Origin of the sequence: Bacillus rugosus, assembly GCF_023238245.1 — a bacterium.
Classification (GTDB): domain Bacteria; phylum Bacillota; class Bacilli; order Bacillales; family Bacillaceae; genus Bacillus; species Bacillus rugosus.
Window position 1 is genome coordinate 3,357,073 of the sequence record NZ_CP096590.1, and the last position, 17,766, is coordinate 3,374,838.

A 17,766-nucleotide genomic window follows, 5' to 3' on the forward strand; every position below is an offset into this window, starting at 1 on the left:
TGAGGGATTATTCATCCCTTAATAACTTCTTTGCGGCTCCTTCGTCTGTGACGAGAACCGTGTTGCGGGGCTTTTTAAAGTAAGCCTCGATCGCCTCGGCTTTTGATGATCCGCCCGCTACCGCAATAATATCGGGAATGGCGTCTATGTCATCCAGCTGCATACCGACAGAATGCACTTTGTGGACCACTTCGCCGTCCGCATTAAAATAGTAGCCAAACGCTTCTGTCACCGCATCGTGATCATCTATTTTCTTTAAGTCTTCTAAAGGTGTGTTTCTCCGCTGAGCCATAGTTTTAGCTTCGCCGATTCCGTGAACCAGCATACTCGCTGATTTAATGGTATTCAGCACCTCTTTGACAGAAGGTTCTTCAATAATAGATGAATAGGCGCTATGTGACAGCTGTCCCGGAACAAACAAAAGCCGGTAAGTGCCTGAAGCCTTTTCCGCCATATGCGCGCATATGGTGTTCGCCTGGTTTTTCACGTCTTCGCCTAAACCGCCTCTTGCAGGCACAAACAAAAGCTCGCGGTTTTTAGAATCCGGCGTCATCATTTCGGCGACAGCTTCAATTGTCGTACCGCCAGTTACAGCGACGATATTTTTGCCTGAAAATCTTTTTTTCATACATGCGACAGCTGCTCTTCCCATTTCTTTTTTGACCCATGGGGATTGATCGCTGTCTCCGGACACGATAATGGCATCCTTTAGATTTAAACGTTCTTTTAATGTCTTTTCCAAAAGAGTTAAACCTAAAACATCTTTCATCGTATCTTCCAGAACGGAAAGCAGTTCATAGCCCTCTTCTGTCAATGTCATGCCGTTTGTTTTAATATCGACCAGGTTCTGTTCCTTTAAAAACTGAACCTCGCCCCTCAGCACACGCTCGCTGATTTCGAGACTGGCAGACAGGCTTCTTCGCCCAATGGGTTCTGTCAGCCTGATATACTGCAAGATTTCAAACCTCTTTTGCATAACGAGCAGAAGATCAGGCAATAATTTTTTTTGAGCTTGTATTAACTGGTTCATGACTCAAACGTTCCTTCCTTTTTTTGCTGGACATTATATGTCCCGCTATGACAAAAAACGTCCCATCATAGCCAAAAAAAATTATTTCTGCTTTCTTTAATTATTTTAACAGGGTGGAATTGTTTATTCAACTGTTAAGAGTCAATTCATCGACAATATTCGCAGAGTTTTCATGCCGCAGCGTTTTATCCAGCATTATTTTTTCCTATATATCTTTATCTTATACAGAAAACGCCAAAAGGTGCATCCCAACATAAACAGCCCTTCCGATAGAAAGGGCCTGTTATTTTAAAGCGTTTTCATTTTATCCAGAGCTTTTCAATCTCTTCAAGCGATTTGTTCTTTGTTTCCGGACAGATCGTAACAACAAACAGGAAGCAAAGGATGTTAATCACCGCAAAAATCCAGAATGTATAGGCGAGCCCGAAGGAGTCAATCATCATTGGCACAAACTGTCCGATCGCCCAGTTTGCTCCCCATAAAAAGATCGTCGCAATGCCCGCGGCCCGCGCACGCAGATGGTTCGGGAAGATTTCAGAAATCATAATCCATGTGATCGGCCCTACAGATACACAAAATGCCGCCACAAAACCTAAAATAAAGAAGATCAGCATAAGTCCGCTTGTTAACTGAAAGTAGAACGACGTTCCGATTAAGATCATAAAAATAGCCATAAAAGCAGAACCGATGGACATCAGTTTTTTTCGTCCAACCTTATCAATCAACAACACCGCAATAATGGTAAAAATGACTTCTACAACCCCGACGATACAGGTTGTCACAAATCCGGCATTTTGTCCGAATCCCATCATTTTGAAGATTTCCGGCCCGTAGTAAGTAATCGCGTTCATGCCGATGACCTGGTTGAACAGCGCCAGCAGGATTCCAATGACAAGCGCCTTTCTGAGACCCGGCTTGAAAAGCTGGGAGATCGATCCCATTTGTTCTATTTTTAAAGAGTTCTCAATGTTCTTTAATTCTTCTTTTGCGACAGTTTCTCCATTAATACGTGTCAGTATCTTTAACGCTTCTTTTGTTTTGCCCGCTTTCGCCAGCCATCTCGGACTTTCCGGCACGACGAGCAATACGAGGAAAAAGATCACAGACGGCACCATTCCATAAGCAAGCATCCATCGCCAGCCGGTGTGCACGCCCCATTCGTAAGTTCCAGACCGCTGCACAGCGAGATTAATAAAGTACGTTGCGGAAATGCCCAATATCGTAAAGAGCTGATATAAAGAAGAAAGGCTTCCCCGTATGGCAGGCGGTGCGGCTTCCGTAATGTACGTAACAGAAAGTGATGAGCCCATCCCAATCCCTAGGCCTCCGATAATCCTTGCAATAATTAAGGTAGACACGTCTTGAGAAAGCGCTGAAACGATGGCTGATATTGCAAATAACAAAGCAGCTGTCATTAAAATTTTTCTCCGTCCGAACCTGTCGCTTAAAAATCCGGAAATTCCGACGCCCGCTACTCCTCCGATCATAATGCTGGAAATCACAAGCCCTTCCATAAACGGAGTCAGACTGTATAAATCTTTCAGAAAACCGATGGCGCCTGAAATCACTGCCGTGTCATAGCCGTACAATAAGCCGCCAAGTCCCGCCGCACATGAGATCAAAATGACAAATCCCATTGAATGGCTTCTTGTTACAGGAGCATTTGGTTCTAATTGAGTTGGAGTATTCTTCATTTCCCTGCCCTCCCGAATGTTGAGTAAAGCGTTTACATTTACTTCTTCAATTGTACGTACTTATATTAAAATTTAACGAAAATTCCATTTAATTAGTACGTACAAATATAGAATAATCCTGTTTGCATTTTCTGTCAATGTTTTCTTACGAAGGACGCTGTGATATACTGAAATTTGTCCGTATACATTTTGGAGGAATGGATATGTTACCAAAATACGCTCAAGTAAAAGAAGAAATCAGTTCATGGATTAATCAAGGCAAAATACTGCCCGATCAAAAGATCCCTACCGAAAACGAATTAATGCAGCAATTCGGCGTCAGCCGGCATACCATTCGTAAAGCGATCGGAGACCTCGTATCACAAGGTCTGCTGTACAGCGTACAAGGCGGAGGAACCTTTGTCGCTTCACGCTCTGCTAAGTCAGCGCTGCATTCCAATAAAACGATCGGTGTTCTGACAACCTACATATCAGACTATATTTTCCCGAGCATCATTAGAGGAATTGAGTCCTATTTAAGCGAGCAAGGATATTCCATGCTGCTGACCAGCACAAACAACAACCCGGATAATGAAAGAAGAGGATTAGAAAACTTGCTGTCCCAGCATATTGACGGATTGATCGTGGAGCCGACAAAAAGCGCCCTGCAAACGCCAAACATCGGCTACTATTTAAATTTGGAGAAAAACGGCATTCCTTTTGCGATGATTAACGCGTCATACGCTGAGCTTGCCGCACCGAGTTTTACCTTAGATGATGTGAAAGGCGGCATGATGGCGGCAGAGCATCTCCTTTCTCTCGGCCACACGCACATGATGGGTATTTTTAAAGCTGATGACACGCAAGGTGTGAAGCGGATGAACGGGTTTATACAGGCGCACCGGGATCGTGAGCTATTCCCTTCTCCGGATATGATTGTGACATTTACAACGGAAGAAAAAGAATCAAAGCTGCTGGAGAAAGTAAAGGCCACACTGGAGAAAAACAGCAAGCATTTGCCGACAGCCATTCTTTGTTATAACGATGAAATTGCGCTGAAGGTGATTGATATGCTGCGGGAGATGGATATCAAAGTGCCGGAGGATATGTCTATCGTCGGGTATGATGATTCGCATTTTGCCCAAATCTCCGAGGTGAAATTAACCTCTGTGAAGCATCCGAAATCCGCGCTTGGAAAAGCAGCTGCCAAATATGTCATTGACTGCTTAGAGCATAAAAAGCCGAAACAGGAAGATGTCATTTTTGAGCCTGAATTGATCATCCGCCAGTCCGCACGAAAACTGAATGAATAAAAAAAGCAATGTATGGGTCTCCCCGCTGCATTGCTTTTTTTATAGCTGTTATCTGTTTTTCCACACGTCAGCGATGATTTCAAACGAACGCATTCTGTCTGCGTGTTCATAGGTTTCTGAGTTAACCATAATTTCATCAGCCTGTGTCGTTTTGACAAAGTCTTCGAGCTTCGCCTTCACTTCTTCCGGACCGCCGACAATCGTGGAGCTCAGCTGCTCATTGACCATCGCTTTTTCATACGGGCTCCAGATTTGATCCATATCCTCAACAGGCGGCTTAAGCTGATTCGGCGTGCCGCGGACAAGATCAAGAAATCTTTGATAATGCGACGTCGCAAGGTGCTGCGCTTTCTCATTTGTATCTGCCGCGATTATGGTGACGCCGACCATCGCATACGGTTCGTCGAGCACTTCTGACGGCGTAAACGAATTGCGGTACAGTTCCAAAGCAGGAACCGTATTCGCCGGCGAGAAATGAGCGGCGAATGCAAACGGAAGACCCAGTTCACCTGCCAGACGGGCACTGAAGCCGCTTGAGCCCAACAGCCAAATCGGCACATCTATGCCCTCTCCCGGAATGGCGCGGACTTGATTGCGCACATTTCCTGACGGTTTAAAGTAATTGCGCAGTTCCTCTAATTGCTCTGGAAAATCTTCACCGCTGTTGATGTTTCTGCGGAGCGCTCTTGCTGTCAATTGGTCTGTTCCCGGCGCACGTCCGAGCCCCAGATCAATCCGTCCGGGATACAGCGTTTCCAGTGTGCCAAATTGCTCAGCAATCACTAGTGAAGAGTGGTTCGGAAGCATAATGCCGCCCGAGCCGACGCGGATTTTCTTTGTGCCGCCGGCAATATGGCCGATCAGGACAGCGGTGGCAGAGCTTGCGACACCTTCTATATTATGATGCTCAGCAAGCCAGTAGCGGTGATAGCCCCATTCCTCCGCACGGCGCGCCAAGTCCATGCTGTTTCGGAATGATTCCGCAACCGTTCCTCCCTGAACAACCGGAGATAAATTCAAAACAGAAAGCAAGGTATCTTTGCGTTGGTTGTTAGACATATTGTTCTCCTTTGCAATTGTGATATCAGTAAACAGCCTCAAGCTGTCAAGTCATGATCGAAAGGACTTCTCTCACACCATAACACAACTGCAATCAGGAATAAAAGAATTTGATTCGATGAAATTCGAACAATATAAAACGAACGGGTTGACACCGTTATTCTGCTCCAAACAGTTCCTGCGCCATATCAATGAATAGCTTAGCCGCCAGAGAAGCCTCCTTCAGCGACGGAACAGCAAGCTGCACATCACGGTACATCTGCGGGTCCAAATCCCGCGTCACCACACCCTCCGGCAGCGGCATGCCCGACATGGACATTTCTGATAAAATCGCCAGGCCCAGTCCTTCTCTGATCATACTGATCGAGGTGTTCATATTATAGACAGTGAAAGCGGCGTTCAGCGTAGCGCCCGCCTGCATGAACATATCGTGAAAAGGTGATTCATAGCCGCCGTCACAGACGATCATCGGTTCATGATCGAGATCTTTCAGCGTAATGGCTGAACGGCTGCAAAGCGGGTGATCGTCCCTGAGCACGACGGTCATTTTGTCTTTTTTCAGCCGAATATACTCCATCTCCTCTGTTGGATACAGAAGAATGCCGACATCTATCATCCGCGTGTGAAGCCACTCCTTGACTTCATTTACAGTTCCCTCGTGCAGCACGAGCTCCAGTTTCGGATATTTTTGTTTAAACTCACTGATCAGCTTCGGCATAAAATAAGCCGAGGCAGTTGAGAATGTGCCGATATGGATCGTTCCTAGTTCAAGGCCTTTTTCCGCGGCTGCGACTTGCTCAACTTTTTCAACGCCTTTTAAAACTTCCCTGATGTGGACTAAAATCTTTTTCCCCGTCTCTGTCAGCATCAGGCCATTGCGGCGGTCACGTATGATAAGCTTTACATCAAGCTCAGCTTCAATCGCAGAAATCGCATGACTGACAGCCGGCTGTGTCATGTTCAGCACCTGTCCCGCTTTTGTAAAGCTTCCCGTTTCAGCTATTTTCATGAAAACCCTTAATTGTGTAATGGTCATAACAATTTACTTATGCTCCTTATAAAAAAGATTCATTTTATTTATCTTATATTCTACAGTATCATAATGGAAAAGTTCTACTAGGAGTGATTGAAAAGTGAAACAGCTCTCAAAAACGCGGACAGCTCTCCTGCTCGCCTTTCTTGTCATCATGTGGGGCATCAATTGGCCGCTGTCGAAAGCAGCGCTCGCTTACTCACCGCCATTGTTATTTGCGGGCATCCGGACGCTGATCGGCGGGCTTTTATTAGTCATTGTCGCACTGCCGCGTATTCATAAATTGCGCTTAAACGAAACGTGGCCGATTTATTTTGTTTCTGCACTTTTAAATATTACATTATTCTACGGCCTGCAAACGATCGGGCTGAATTACCTTCCGGCGGGCCTGTTTTCGGCGATCGTCTTCTTTCAGCCGGTTCTGATGGGCGTGTTTTCTTGGATATGGCTCGGCGAATCCATGTTTGCCATGAAAGTGATCGGGCTGATCCTCGGTTTTGCCGGCGTGGCCGTCATTAGTGCCGCGGGCTTTGGCGGGCATATTTCTGTCATTGGGGTTCTGCTGGCTCTCGGCTCCGCACTCAGCTGGGCGCTCGGGACGGTATATATGAAAAAAACAGGGAGCCGCGTCGATTCCATTTGGATGGTCGCCTTGCAGCTGACGATCGGAAGCGTATTTCTGCTAATATCCGGCTTTTGGACAGAAAGCTTTTCAGCGATCCAATGGACGGTACCGTTTATCACGAGCCTGCTGTTCATCTCTGTATTCGTTATCGCGCTCGGCTGGCTTGTCTTTTTTACGCTTGTCGGTTCAGGAGAAGCAAGCAAGGTCGCTTCCTATACTTTTTTGATTCCGCTCATTTCGATCGTAGCCAGCTCCATTTTTCTGCATGAACCGCTTACCTTAAGCCTCTTGGCGGGTCTGCTGCTGATTGTAACGAGCATCTGCCTCGTGAATTCAAAATCAAAAGCACAGAAAGCTGCGTTGATCTGTGTAAATGAGAAGGCTTCACAATAATAAAACCCTCTTGTCGGATGTGACAAGAGGGTTTCTTATTTACTGGTGCTTGCGTCCTTTGACCAAATATGCAACTGTAATCAAAAGGTAGATCGCCGCAGTAATGCTGGTAATGACAATTGACGTTGTCATGATGACACCGATCAGAATGGCGAGTAACGCCAGAATCGCAAACCATGTCGTATACGGGAACCATTTTACATAATAGGCTGGTGTTTCTGTTTGCCCTTTTCTCGATTTCAAGTGAGCGAATCCGATGATCAGCCAAATGAATAAAACGGTATATCCCAATGATCCCATTAAGTAATTAAACGTTTGGCTTCCTGCGAACAGAGAAATCAATACGCCAATATAGAGAGAGGAAGTGCACATCAGAATCGCAAACATCGGCACGTTTTTCGATGAAAGCTTCGAAAAGATCTTCGGAAGCCTTCCGTCAGTAGCCTGTGTATATAAAATGCGTGATGATCCATATAAACCTGAATTCATAGAAGAAATGATCGCCAGCAGGATGACTGCGTTCATGATATGATCCGCGCCCGGAATGCCAACCATTTTAAAGACCATGACGAAAGGACTTTCTGGAACGGAATTGACCTGATTCCATGGTATCAGGCTGACGATGATGAAAAACGGCAGCAGGTAGAACGCGACAATCCGTGTCAGTGTGCTTCGGACTGCTTTCGGGACAACTTTTTCCGGATTCTTTGTCTCAGCAAGCGTCACACCGATAATTTCTGTACCGCCGTAAGAGTAGATCACGACAAGCATTGCCGTAATCAGCCCTGTGCCGCCATGCGGGAAAAATCCGCCGTGCTCAGTCAGGTTTGAAAACCCGGCAGCTGTATGATCACCGAATGATACAAATAAGAGCAATAATCCTAAAATAATAAAGACAATAATAACGGTAATCTTGATCATTGCCAGCCAATATTCGGTTTCGGCGAAGATTTTAACAGAAAGCAAATTCACAATCGTGACGATAAGGGAAATCCCTAATGCCAGCACCCAGATCGGGCAGCCCGGCAGCCAATATTGAATAAAGATTGCAGCCACAACAGCTTCAGCCGCAATGTTAAGCACCCACATTTTCCAATATATCCAATCCAAGAAATAAGCAGCGTAATTTCCTAATACCTGCTGAACAAGATCCCGGAAGGTTCTGGCGTTTCGGTTGCGTACAGCCATTTCCGCGAGCCCCTGCATAATAAACAGCAAAATAATGCCGCCGAGCAGGTAAGCGATAATGACAGATGGCCCTGCCAGATCAATCGCTGAGCTGCTCCCTTTAAATAAACCTGCGCCGATTGCTCCGCCCAGCGCCATCATCATAATATGGCGGGACGTCATCGTGCGTTTTAACGTCTGATTGTCCTTTTTCATCCTCTTGTACCTCTCCTTCTCGTTTTCAAAAACAAAAAAGCCCGCCGTCTCCTATCTAATCTAATAGATAAAGAGACGACGAGCCTTTGGCTGACCGCGGTACCACTCTTGTTGATTCTTCATGAAGAATCCAGCTTTTGACCTGTAACGAAGGTTAGCCGTTAAAACATGGGGAATATTCAATCTATTCCGTTCCGTCTTACCACTCCCGGGCGAGTTCAAAGAAGAATCAGGCCGCGTCACACCACCCCGCAGCTCTCTGTTCTGATCACTTTCTTTTACTGCTCCCAATCTATGTGTTTTAGTTTTCTGAAAAAAACTTAAATTTTATGATCTGAATATATTAACATAATATACGTGCTTCTCTATTCCCTGTCAATAACTTCAGAAAAAAAGAAACTGTTATTTTGTCCCTTTTTGAATGGCTTTCCAAAACGATTCTGATTCGTTTCCTAATGCATAAACTGAGACACCTGCTATTTTATATTGCTTTGCCAGATGGCTTTTCGTTTGAATGGTTTTCTCATTTTCATACCACACGACATGTTTATGCTTCTTTTTGTCTACGTAAGAAAACGTCATCGAACCTGATTTTTTGTTGAATGCCGGCTTTGCTTTCTGCTTTTTGATGAGGGACTTGAGCTCATTCCATTCTCTCGCTGCGTTGCCGCTTCCGTCTTTCACATCCCAGTCATAGCCGTACGCAGGAATTCCCATGATGACTTTATTGGCTTTGATTTTTTTGACAGAAAACTGCAGAGAGCTTTTGATCCAGCTTGTGCTCGCCACTGATCCCGGCTCGCCCCATATGCCGTGTTCATCGTAAGTCATCACCTGTACGTAATCCGCATATTTACCGATTTTTGCATAATCATACGGCCAGCTCCAGTCATCATTTTGATCATCGGCGCTTTTGGCCGGAACGGAAACCATTGTTTTGATTTGTTTCTTTTTAAGAGCCTGCGAGACATCTTGAATGAAGCGTGAGTATTTGGATCGGTCTTCTGGATTCACTGCTTCAAAATCGATATTGATACCGTAGTATGAGTGCTTTTTGGCCAGTGCTATTAGCTGATCTATGAAGCGTTTTTTCGCTGTTTTATTACTCATGACTCGACTCGCTAAACCTCCGTCAAAATCGTAAATGGCATCATTATAGTTTGAAATGACAGCCCATGTCTTGATTTTTTTCTTTTTCGCATATGTCAGCTGCTTAGTTGGGGCATCGCCAATTACTTGTCCGTTTTTTTCAAACGCAAACGTATCTGTGGCAATGGAATTCATGTATGTATGATATTTCGTAAGAGAATTGTATGAGGCCGTATCTCCAGTCGTGTAGCCTAATGTCACGCCGGCTGCCTTCGCTTCTGTTTTTGTATACATAAACAGCACGATCGCAATCGCCAGTGAAACAGCTAGAATCAGCCATTTTTTCATCGCTTTTCCTCCTTTTTCAAGTCATACTCTTCTCATCGGCCAAAAAGTTGGAAGTTCAAGTTTTTTCAAGCAGAAAGCCCGGCATATGCTGCCGGGCTTTTAAGATCAGCGGTCAGAGACGAGAATGTATGCGGCTTTTACAGGTCCGTGCACCCCGACAACCAAATCCATTTCAATGTCTGCTGAGTTGCTCGGTCCGGTAATGTAGTTGATGCAGGAGGGAACAGTGACGCCGTCCGCAATGTTTTGACGGATGATATCACTGGCTTGCGTCATTCTCGGCACGATGCTTGATTTCGGGACAATCGCAATATAGGTCGTCGGCAGAAGGCTGACAGACCGGCCGATGTCTTTTGAGGAAAAGAGAACAACCGTCCCCGACTCTGCCAGTGTGATTTCACTGAATGTAATCCCTACATTGGCTTGCTCCGCTTTTTTGATATTCTCTTCGCCTTTAGCGGCATCCCACTCCCAGACCGGCGTTCCATCGTTCGGCCAGTCTTTGGTGAGCAGGCTTTTTAGTCCGTATGCTTCAAAGCGGGGGTCCTTCGGAATAATAACAGGGCCTCCGGAAAACCGGCTGACTTGATCGCGAAGGGCATCGTAAAGGCCGGTTGAATCCGTTTCAATCAGCTCTGTATGTATTTTGACACAATGGTTTTTGAGCACTGTGACTAAGTCATCTGCTGAATATCCTTCAAGTGTCCGATATTGCGGCTGATGCGCCCACTCTGGGACTGCTACGCCCCCTGTTCTTTTTTCACGGCCCAGGCGTGATGCGATCCGGTTTAAAAAGCTCTCCTGATTTTGAATGGTTCCCTTCGTCATCACTGCTCCTCCTTCGTGCGTTCAGTTGTTTCTCTGTCTGTAAACCAGTCTCTGAATCTCGATTTATGCGGTGCCGGGAAGTCGCGGATTTGTGTCCAGCTTTTGAGCGGGCCGGGCCCTTTCGAAATTTTTTCGTCCTCTGTAAAAGGCGTCATGGCTGCCGGCGCCCATTTTGAGCCCATTTTATAAAGCGACAAAGAGGACGCACCAAGTCCGAACGCTTTCATCGCAAGCTTTTCACTGATCGGCGCTCTTCCTTCTTTTTCGACGATGTTCTGGCGATGCTTGAGAAGCAGCTCATGAAGCGGAATTTTGACCGGGCAGGCTTCTGAACAAGCTGCGCACAATGTAGACGCGTACGGCAGCTCCTTAAAATCGTCATAACCGCCGAGCAGCGGCGATAAAACCGCTCCGATCGGCCCCGAATAGATGGAGCCGTATGAGTGTCCGCCGACATGCCGGTACACAGGACAGACATTGATACAAGCTGCACAGCGGATACATTGCAGCACGGATTGGAATTCCGTCCCGAGAATATTGGACCGGCCATTGTCAACAATGACAAGATGGAACTCTTCCGGCCCGTCAACTTCCCCTTCCAGCTTCGGACCTGTCAAAGCCGTAATATAACTTGTCAGCCGCTGCCCGACAGCGCTTCTTGTCAGCATGCTGACAAGCACTTCAAATTCGGAAAATGACGGGACAATCCGCTCCATTCCCATAACGGTGATTTGCGTTTTCGGCAAAGTGCTCACAAGCCGTCCGTTTCCTTCATTGGTCACAAGGCTGACTGAACCCGTGTCAGCGATGGCGAAGTTACAGCCTGTAATGCCGATATCCGCCTCCAGAAACTTTTCCCGGAGGATGGCGCGCGCATGCATCACTAGCTCTTCCGGTTTTTCTGTATGTTGATAATCCAGTCTTTCTTTAAATACATCGCGTATTTGCTCTTTATTTTTATGAAGGGCGGGCGCTACGATATGTGACGGCGGGTCATGATCATCAATCTGCAAAATATACTCTCCGAGGTCGGTTTCGACGACTTCGCAGCCTTCCTGTTCCAGCACCTCATTCAGATTGATTTCCTCTGTGACCATTGATTTTGATTTAACGATTTTCTTCCCGTTCTTCTTTTGAATGACATCGCGGATATAAGAAGACGCCTCTTCCGATGTTTCCGCGAAATAGACATGCCCCCCTCTTTTCGCCACATTTTCGGCAAGCTGGCCGAGATAGAAATCGAGGTTTTCAAGGACATGCTGCCTGATTTCCTCTGATAACGAGCGCCACTCTTCCCAGTTTCCCAGCTCTTCGGCTGCTTCAAGGCGCCGTGTCCGCAGACGCTCCTGTGCACCTGAAACAGCGCCTCTCATAAATTCATTATCGATCCCCTGTGATACCCGCTCCTTAAAAGCGTCAGTACCGATTTTCATCGCCATGATCCTTTCCCCCTCTGAATCCAGTTTTATCTGCTGTTGAGCACTTCGGCGATGTGCATCACTTTGACATTCTTGTCTTTTCTTTCAAGCCGTCCCCCGATATTCATCAAACAGCCGCAGTCAGCACCGATCAGCACCTCTGCTTCCGTTTCCTCGACGCACGCGACTTTTTCATCGACCATCTGTTCAGAGATCTGCGCCATTTTGACGGAGAATGTTCCTCCGAATCCGCAGCAATTGTGTTTGCCCGGAAGCGGCGTGAATTCAAGCCCTTTCACATGGCTCAGCAGCTTCATCGGCTCCTCCGATACCCCGAGGAGCCTTGTCATATGGCATGACGTATGTAAGGTTGCTTTTTTATGAAGGGTTGCGCCGACATCCTCCACCCCGAGGACGTTCACGATGAAATCCGTTAATTCATACGTTTTATCCGCAAGCTTCTGCGCTTTATCCGCCCATTTCGGGTCATCTTTAAACAGGTGCGGATACTCCCTGAACATTGTGGTGCAGGAACCGGATGGACTGACGACATAATCTGACTCCTGGAACGTTTCAATCATTCGTTTCATTGCTTTTTTGGCATCATTCACGTAACCGCTGTTGTAAGCCGGCTGGCCGCAGCAGATCTGCCCCTCCGGAAAATCAACCTCACACCCAAGCCGCTCCAGCAGCTCAACCGTTGCTTTTCCGACATTTGTTTGAAACATATCAACAAGACAAGTGACAAAAAGTGAGACTTTCATGATGAACCCCTCTCTCATCCCCAATATATGATCAGGTCATCTGATGACCTGAGTTAAAATAACTATATGAATATCGTACACTATTCTGACAATGGAAGGAAAGGGTTTTCTAAACATCTCGGCAATAAAAAACGCCTGCTCCACTGAACAGACGTTCATGGCACTATTACTTTTTAATGGCCATACAGGCACTTTCTGTATTTTTTATATGTTTTCACAAATAAATAAAAGAAGCTAAGAGCGCTAAGGAGAACAATCCAGCCCGCTCCCCCTCTCATTAGTGCAAAAGGTGTTTCAAACAAAAAGGCGCTGATAAAAGCTGCTCCCGTCTTATTCCACAGGCCCGGCGTATAATACAAACTCTGGGGACGGATAAATAAATCAGCAGTCAAAGCATTGGTAGTAAAGAGGACCAGGATAAAGGATAAGAATAGAAAAGAAAGTGCAAAGTACGTTTGCAATAGGCGTTTATATCTATCGGCTTTTGATTCTGTATCAGAAAAAATATCGTCTGATGCACATGCGTTCTCTCTTCTAAAATAATGCAGGCCTTGTGAACTGAAAAGATGCTTCCATCCGCTGTCTTCAAAAAGAGTGCGGTAATCAGCAAAATCTCCTGGATGTTTAAAGGTCCGATAGTCTATTTTGATGGTAGAGTTGTCAGAGGATGCTTCATCTGAAAAACAATAGGATAAAAAACATTTCCCTTTTAATTCATACCCCTTACCTGCCATCTTATTTAGCCATTGTTCCTCACTGTCTATGTCTATAAAATATCTGCATTTTTTCATATGGTCTCCCCCTTTTTATTCAATTCCTGTCTCGTTATGTCAACCAGCTGCTCCATTCTCTCCATGTCCTTCGACAACACATTTCTTCCAAGTTCAGTGATGATATATGTTTTTCTGCGGCGATCTTCACTTGGATAAGGCTTGATCAATTGATGCTTCAATAAGTTTTCAATTGCTCCATAAAGAGTACCAGGCGCCATTTTCACTTTTCCACCGCTAAGCTTTTCAATATTTTTCATAATGATGTAGCCGTGAGCAGGACGTAACAAAGATAAAAGAACATAGTAAACAGTCTCAGTCAGCGGTAAATGTTTATTTTCTTTCATATAGCAGCCTCCAGTATTCAGTATAACTGTATAATATCATCATATACAGTTACACTGAATATCACAATCATAAATGACCAGATGAACAAAAAAACCTGACTATAATTAGCCAGGTTTTCATTAAATCCATCCTTTTTCCTCAGCAATGCTGGCAGCTTCCGTCCGATTTTTCGCATCGAGCTTTTGGATGATTTCTGATATATAGTTTCGAACTGTGCCTTGAGATAAATAAAGTTCCAGCGTAATATCTTTTGTTGTCTTGCCTAAAGCCGCGAGCCGCAGAATTTCTTGCTCCCTTACTGTGAGCGGATTTTCGTCTCGCATCATATTAAACGTCAGCTCCGGGCTGAAGACCCGTTTTCCCTTTACACACTTTCGGATGGCGTCGGCCAGATCGTCAATTTCGCCGTCTTTCAGAAGATAACCATGTACGCCGGCTTTGACGGCGCGTTCAAAATATCCGGGGCGGGCAAAGGTGGTTAAAATAATAACCTTGCTGCCACAGCCTTTTTGCATTAATTCCTCTGCCACATCCAGCCCGCTTCGAACCGGCATTTCAATGTCCATGATGCATACATCAGGGTCCAGCTTCAAAATGGCTTTTAGTGCCTCTTCCCCGTTTAATGCTTGTCCGATGACTGTCATATCCTCTTCTAAATCAAGCAGAGATCCCAAAGCGCCTAAAAGCATTCGCTGGTCCTCAGCAATAAACAGACGAATCATTCTTTTCGTCCTCCCTATCATTCTGCTTTTTTTATAAGGGGAACTGTCAATGTCACAACCGTTCCGTTATGAGCTGAAAGCGTTAATCCCCCTTCAATGAGCATGAGCCGTTCTTCCATTCCCCGCAGGCCATTCCCAAACATTTTCTCCTTTGCCGCTCCCTTTCCGTCATCCCGTATTACAACCCTCATTTTGTCAGCGAACTGGGCAATAGTGATAGCGCAGTGGGTGGCATTGCTGTGCTTGATGATATTGGTCACGGCTTCCCGCATACACATGCTAATAATATTTTGCGTGACGGGAGATATTGCTGAAAAGTCTTCGTCCCCTTCATAGTGAAAGGTAATGTTCCCCGTTCTTAATATGTGCTGAATATTGGCGATCTCTTCTGTCATCGTGACCGTTCTCATATCAGAAACCAGCTCACGAACCTGCTTGAGTGCCGCCCGTGAACTTGTTTCCATTTCTTTTGCTTCAAGCCGGGTCCGTTCTGGATCAGATGTTGCCAGCCGCTGAATCAGCTGGCTTTTTAATGTCAGCAGCGACAGAGTATGCCCTAGAGTATCGTGAAGATCACGGGCGATTCGAACGCGCTCCTCTCTTTTGGAGAGTTCTTTTATCTGTTCGTTGGCTTGGGCAAGCTTGGTTTCGAGTTCAATTCTCCGAAACAAAGAACGGATTCCGAATGGAGAAATAAGCATGATGACGAGAAACGGGAGAACAGAAAAAAGCTCCCAGAGCGTGACCGAATTCTCGAGAAATTGATAAAAACATGGAAAAAGCAGCATAAAGAGTAAACCGCAGAACGCTCGGTTAAACTTTGTTTTCTCTTTGTAATAACCAACAAAGTTTGCTGGGAAAAAACCTAAATAGATATAGGAGATATCGTAAAACACACTATAGATCAAAATAACTGCCATTTGCACGATAAGCCAATATGTAAACGAAGCTCTGTCCACACTGCAGAACAACTGGCGATATGCCATGACAAAAAAGATCAGCATGCCATATCCAATCATCTGTTTGATGCCTGATTCTCTTAATAAAGTAAGAAACGGCATGATGGTATACACCAGAAAAATATAGGGGAAAAACCCGAATTGCCTAGGGAATATGGATGTTAAGAGTTTCATGTATTACACCGCTTCTTGTTTTCTTCTTATATATTTAGATAGTAGCATGAAGAGCATTAAATAAGCGATTAGAATCAGAATATTTTCCCAGGATGGGCCCCCGCCTCGGACAAGTTCCCACGCACCGCTCCCGAAGTGATAAGACGGAAGCCATCGGCCAATGTTCTGCATCATGTCAGGCATGACCTCAAATGGCATCCACATGCCCCCGCCTAAAGCCAGCAGCATGTAAAGCACATTACTGATTCCGGCTGCTGTTTCTACTTTTCTCATAAGCCCGATTAGTGTGCCTAATGCTAAAAACGGCAATGCGCCAAACAAAATCCACAGTCCGCTCATAATCCATTCAAACGGGGACAAGTCAATGTCATTAATGATTGCGCCAAACAGAAAAATGACGGTAATGGATAAAACGTGAATCACACTTTGGCCGATCATCTGAGCTGATAAGTAGATATGATCCGGAAGAGGCGTAATGCGGATAAAAGCTGTCCAGCCTTGTGACCGTTCTTGAACCATACGGATTCCAAGCGTCATGATAGAGGATCCCATCACACTGAAGACTGTCATCGACATTAAGTAATGGGCATCCCATGTACGTTGATCAGGTACGTTGGTATTCACTACATTGGTAAAGAGATAATAAAAGGCAATCGGCATCATCAGCGACCAAAGCACAAAGTACTTATTCCTAAGCACCCTTTTCATTTCAGCTATGCTTTGTTTCTGCAGCATGTTCACTCACATCGCCTCCCTGTTTCCGTCAGCCAGCTGGCGAAATGCCTCATCGAGCGTTCCTTGCTCAATCCGGATATCGTGTGCATGTATGTTTTCTTGAAAGATCAGCGCTAACACTTTGTCTGTATTTGATGTTTGGATGATGGTTCTTTTCTGCTTGTGGATCACTCGCTCTACTTCCGGGTGACGGGACAGCCTTTCCAATGATTCTTCTGAATGGAGCATAAAGGAAACAGACTGTTTTTGAATCCTGGAGCGGATTTGCATTGGTGAGTCGTCTGCCACAAGCCTTCCATCAGCAAAAAATAAGATTCGCTGTGCCGCATCATCTGCTTCCTGTAAATAATGAGTTGAAAAAATAATCGTTTTTCCTTGGTCCGCCAGTCCATGGATGGTCTGCCAGAACCGATGTCTTGATGATGTGTCCATTCCGACTGTCGGTTCATCGAATATTAGCAGCTTCGGGTTCCCGGCAAGAGCCAAAGCAAAGCTCAAACGGCGTTTTTGTCCGCCGGATAATTTTTCTGCCCGTGTTTTCAAGTCTTTTTCTGTGAGTGCTGTTAGCGATACGAGTTCAATTATGGACAACGGATTCGGATAATAGCTCCGGAAGAGTTCGAGGATTTCATTCACCTTCAGCCCCGGCATGACACTCACTTCCTGCAGCATCACGCCTATTTTTTCGTGAACCTGTTGATCATCGGGAATCCGGTTGAATAATTTGATTTCCCCCTTACCCGGTTTCAGCAATCCTAGTATCATGGAGATGACGGTCGTCTTCCCTGCCCCATTCGGCCCTAGAATGGCTGTGATCTCTCCTTTTTTAATGCTGAAGCTGATGTTGTTTACAGCTGTTTTTTGCTGGAATTGTTTTGTCACATTTCTTACTGATACAATCTCATTCATCACATGAGCACCTCCTGATAGCTTACTTTGATTGTAAAATGACGGAAAAGGTGCCGTTAGTATGGAGTGTCATGATATCAGAGTGACAAATGTCATATTCTTTCTCACCGCCGGTGCCTAGGCAATCCATCCTCTGCATTTTCCAATTCATCCAGCTCGCCTATGCCGGATGTCCCCTTTCTTTTAAACTGCT

At 45.5% G+C, this 17,766-nt stretch carries 17 protein-coding genes and 1 other annotated feature; of the genes, 2 read left to right on the forward strand and 15 right to left on the reverse strand.

What is annotated here, in order from left to right; all coding sequences use genetic code 11:
• Positions 1 to 7: 7 nt before the first annotated feature.
• Both cggR and araE read right to left on the reverse strand, forming a co-directional pair.
• Positions 8 to 1,030, reverse strand: coding sequence for a gapA transcriptional regulator CggR (gene cggR, locus M0696_RS17100; protein WP_166848322.1), 1,023 nt, complete (start codon positions 1,028 to 1,030; stop codon positions 8 to 10).
• A 299-nt stretch (positions 1,031 to 1,329) separates the two neighbouring features.
• On the reverse strand, positions 1,330 to 2,724 hold the full coding sequence (gene araE / locus M0696_RS17105; RefSeq protein ID WP_166848299.1) for an arabinose-proton symporter AraE: 1,395 nt from the start codon (positions 2,722 to 2,724) through the stop codon (positions 1,330 to 1,332).
• A gap of 203 nt (positions 2,725 to 2,927) precedes the next feature.
• Between araE and araR the strand changes: the two genes are divergently transcribed.
• Positions 2,928 to 4,016, forward strand: coding sequence for an arabinose utilization transcriptional regulator AraR (gene araR / locus M0696_RS17110; protein ID WP_166848296.1), 1,089 nt, complete (start codon positions 2,928 to 2,930; stop codon positions 4,014 to 4,016).
• 48 nt (positions 4,017 to 4,064) lie between these two features.
• Here the strand turns inward: araR and M0696_RS17115 are convergent, their stop codons facing one another.
• Both M0696_RS17115 and M0696_RS17120 read right to left on the reverse strand, forming a co-directional pair.
• Positions 4,065 to 5,075 (reverse strand): LLM class flavin-dependent oxidoreductase, encoded by a 1,011-nt coding sequence (locus tag M0696_RS17115; RefSeq protein ID WP_166848293.1) that lies wholly within the window; start codon positions 5,073 to 5,075, stop codon positions 4,065 to 4,067.
• 157 nt (positions 5,076 to 5,232) lie between these two features.
• Complete coding sequence (locus M0696_RS17120; protein ID WP_222142046.1) at positions 5,233 to 6,111, reverse strand: LysR family transcriptional regulator; 879 nt, start codon at positions 6,109 to 6,111, stop codon at positions 5,233 to 5,235.
• 97 nt (positions 6,112 to 6,208) lie between these two features.
• Between M0696_RS17120 and M0696_RS17125 the strand changes: the two genes are divergently transcribed.
• Positions 6,209 to 7,126, forward strand: coding sequence for a DMT family transporter (locus M0696_RS17125; RefSeq protein ID WP_166848287.1), 918 nt, complete (start codon positions 6,209 to 6,211; stop codon positions 7,124 to 7,126).
• A gap of 39 nt (positions 7,127 to 7,165) precedes the next feature.
• Here M0696_RS17125 and M0696_RS17130 read toward each other — a convergent pair whose 3' ends face one another.
• The 11 genes from M0696_RS17130 to M0696_RS17180 form a co-directional block, all read right to left on the reverse strand.
• On the reverse strand, positions 7,166 to 8,509 hold the full coding sequence (locus M0696_RS17130; protein WP_222142047.1) for an amino acid permease: 1,344 nt from the start codon (positions 8,507 to 8,509) through the stop codon (positions 7,166 to 7,168).
• 68 nt (positions 8,510 to 8,577) lie between these two features.
• Positions 8,578 to 8,813, reverse strand: a binding site (T-box leader).
• 98 nt (positions 8,814 to 8,911) lie between these two features.
• Positions 8,912 to 9,946, reverse strand: a complete 1,035-nt coding sequence (locus tag M0696_RS17135) for a glycosyl hydrolase family 18 protein (protein WP_222142048.1) — start codon at positions 9,944 to 9,946, stop codon at positions 8,912 to 8,914.
• A gap of 105 nt (positions 9,947 to 10,051) precedes the next feature.
• Positions 10,052 to 10,774 (reverse strand): lactate utilization protein LutC, encoded by a 723-nt coding sequence (gene lutC / locus M0696_RS17140; protein ID WP_166848278.1) that lies wholly within the window; start codon positions 10,772 to 10,774, stop codon positions 10,052 to 10,054.
• Positions 10,774 to 12,213: a lactate utilization iron-sulfur protein LutB gene (lutB, locus tag M0696_RS17145; RefSeq protein WP_166848275.1), complete on the reverse strand. Its 1,440-nt coding sequence runs from the start codon at positions 12,211 to 12,213 to the stop codon at positions 10,774 to 10,776. The genes lutC and lutB overlap by 1 nt, the downstream gene beginning before the upstream one ends.
• Positions 12,214 to 12,239: 26 nt before the next feature.
• Positions 12,240 to 12,956, reverse strand: a complete 717-nt coding sequence (gene lutA / locus M0696_RS17150; RefSeq protein WP_166848252.1) for a lactate utilization iron-sulfur protein LutA — start codon at positions 12,954 to 12,956, stop codon at positions 12,240 to 12,242.
• A gap of 173 nt (positions 12,957 to 13,129) precedes the next feature.
• A complete protein-coding gene (locus M0696_RS17155) occupies positions 13,130 to 13,747 on the reverse strand; it encodes a DUF2812 domain-containing protein (protein WP_222142049.1) in 618 nt (205 codons plus the stop codon).
• Positions 13,744 to 14,073 (reverse strand): PadR family transcriptional regulator, encoded by a 330-nt coding sequence (locus M0696_RS17160; RefSeq protein WP_166848230.1) that lies wholly within the window; start codon positions 14,071 to 14,073, stop codon positions 13,744 to 13,746. The genes M0696_RS17155 and M0696_RS17160 overlap by 4 nt, the downstream gene beginning before the upstream one ends.
• A 120-nt stretch (positions 14,074 to 14,193) precedes the next feature.
• Complete coding sequence (gene yvfU, locus M0696_RS17165; protein ID WP_166848227.1) at positions 14,194 to 14,796, reverse strand: two-component system response regulator YvfU; 603 nt, start codon at positions 14,794 to 14,796, stop codon at positions 14,194 to 14,196.
• 17 nt (positions 14,797 to 14,813) lie between these two features.
• Positions 14,814 to 15,929 carry a sensor histidine kinase gene (locus tag M0696_RS17170; RefSeq protein ID WP_222142050.1) on the reverse strand — a complete coding sequence of 372 codons (1,116 nt, stop codon included), beginning with the start codon at positions 15,927 to 15,929 and terminating at the stop codon, positions 14,814 to 14,816.
• Positions 15,930 to 15,932: 3 nt separating this feature from the next.
• Positions 15,933 to 16,670 (reverse strand): ABC transporter permease, encoded by a 738-nt coding sequence (locus tag M0696_RS17175; RefSeq protein WP_222142051.1) that lies wholly within the window; start codon positions 16,668 to 16,670, stop codon positions 15,933 to 15,935.
• On the reverse strand, positions 16,671 to 17,576 hold the full coding sequence (locus M0696_RS17180) for an ABC transporter ATP-binding protein (protein WP_222142052.1): 906 nt from the start codon (positions 17,574 to 17,576) through the stop codon (positions 16,671 to 16,673). It lies immediately after the preceding gene.
• Positions 17,577 to 17,766: the final 190 nt, after the last annotated feature.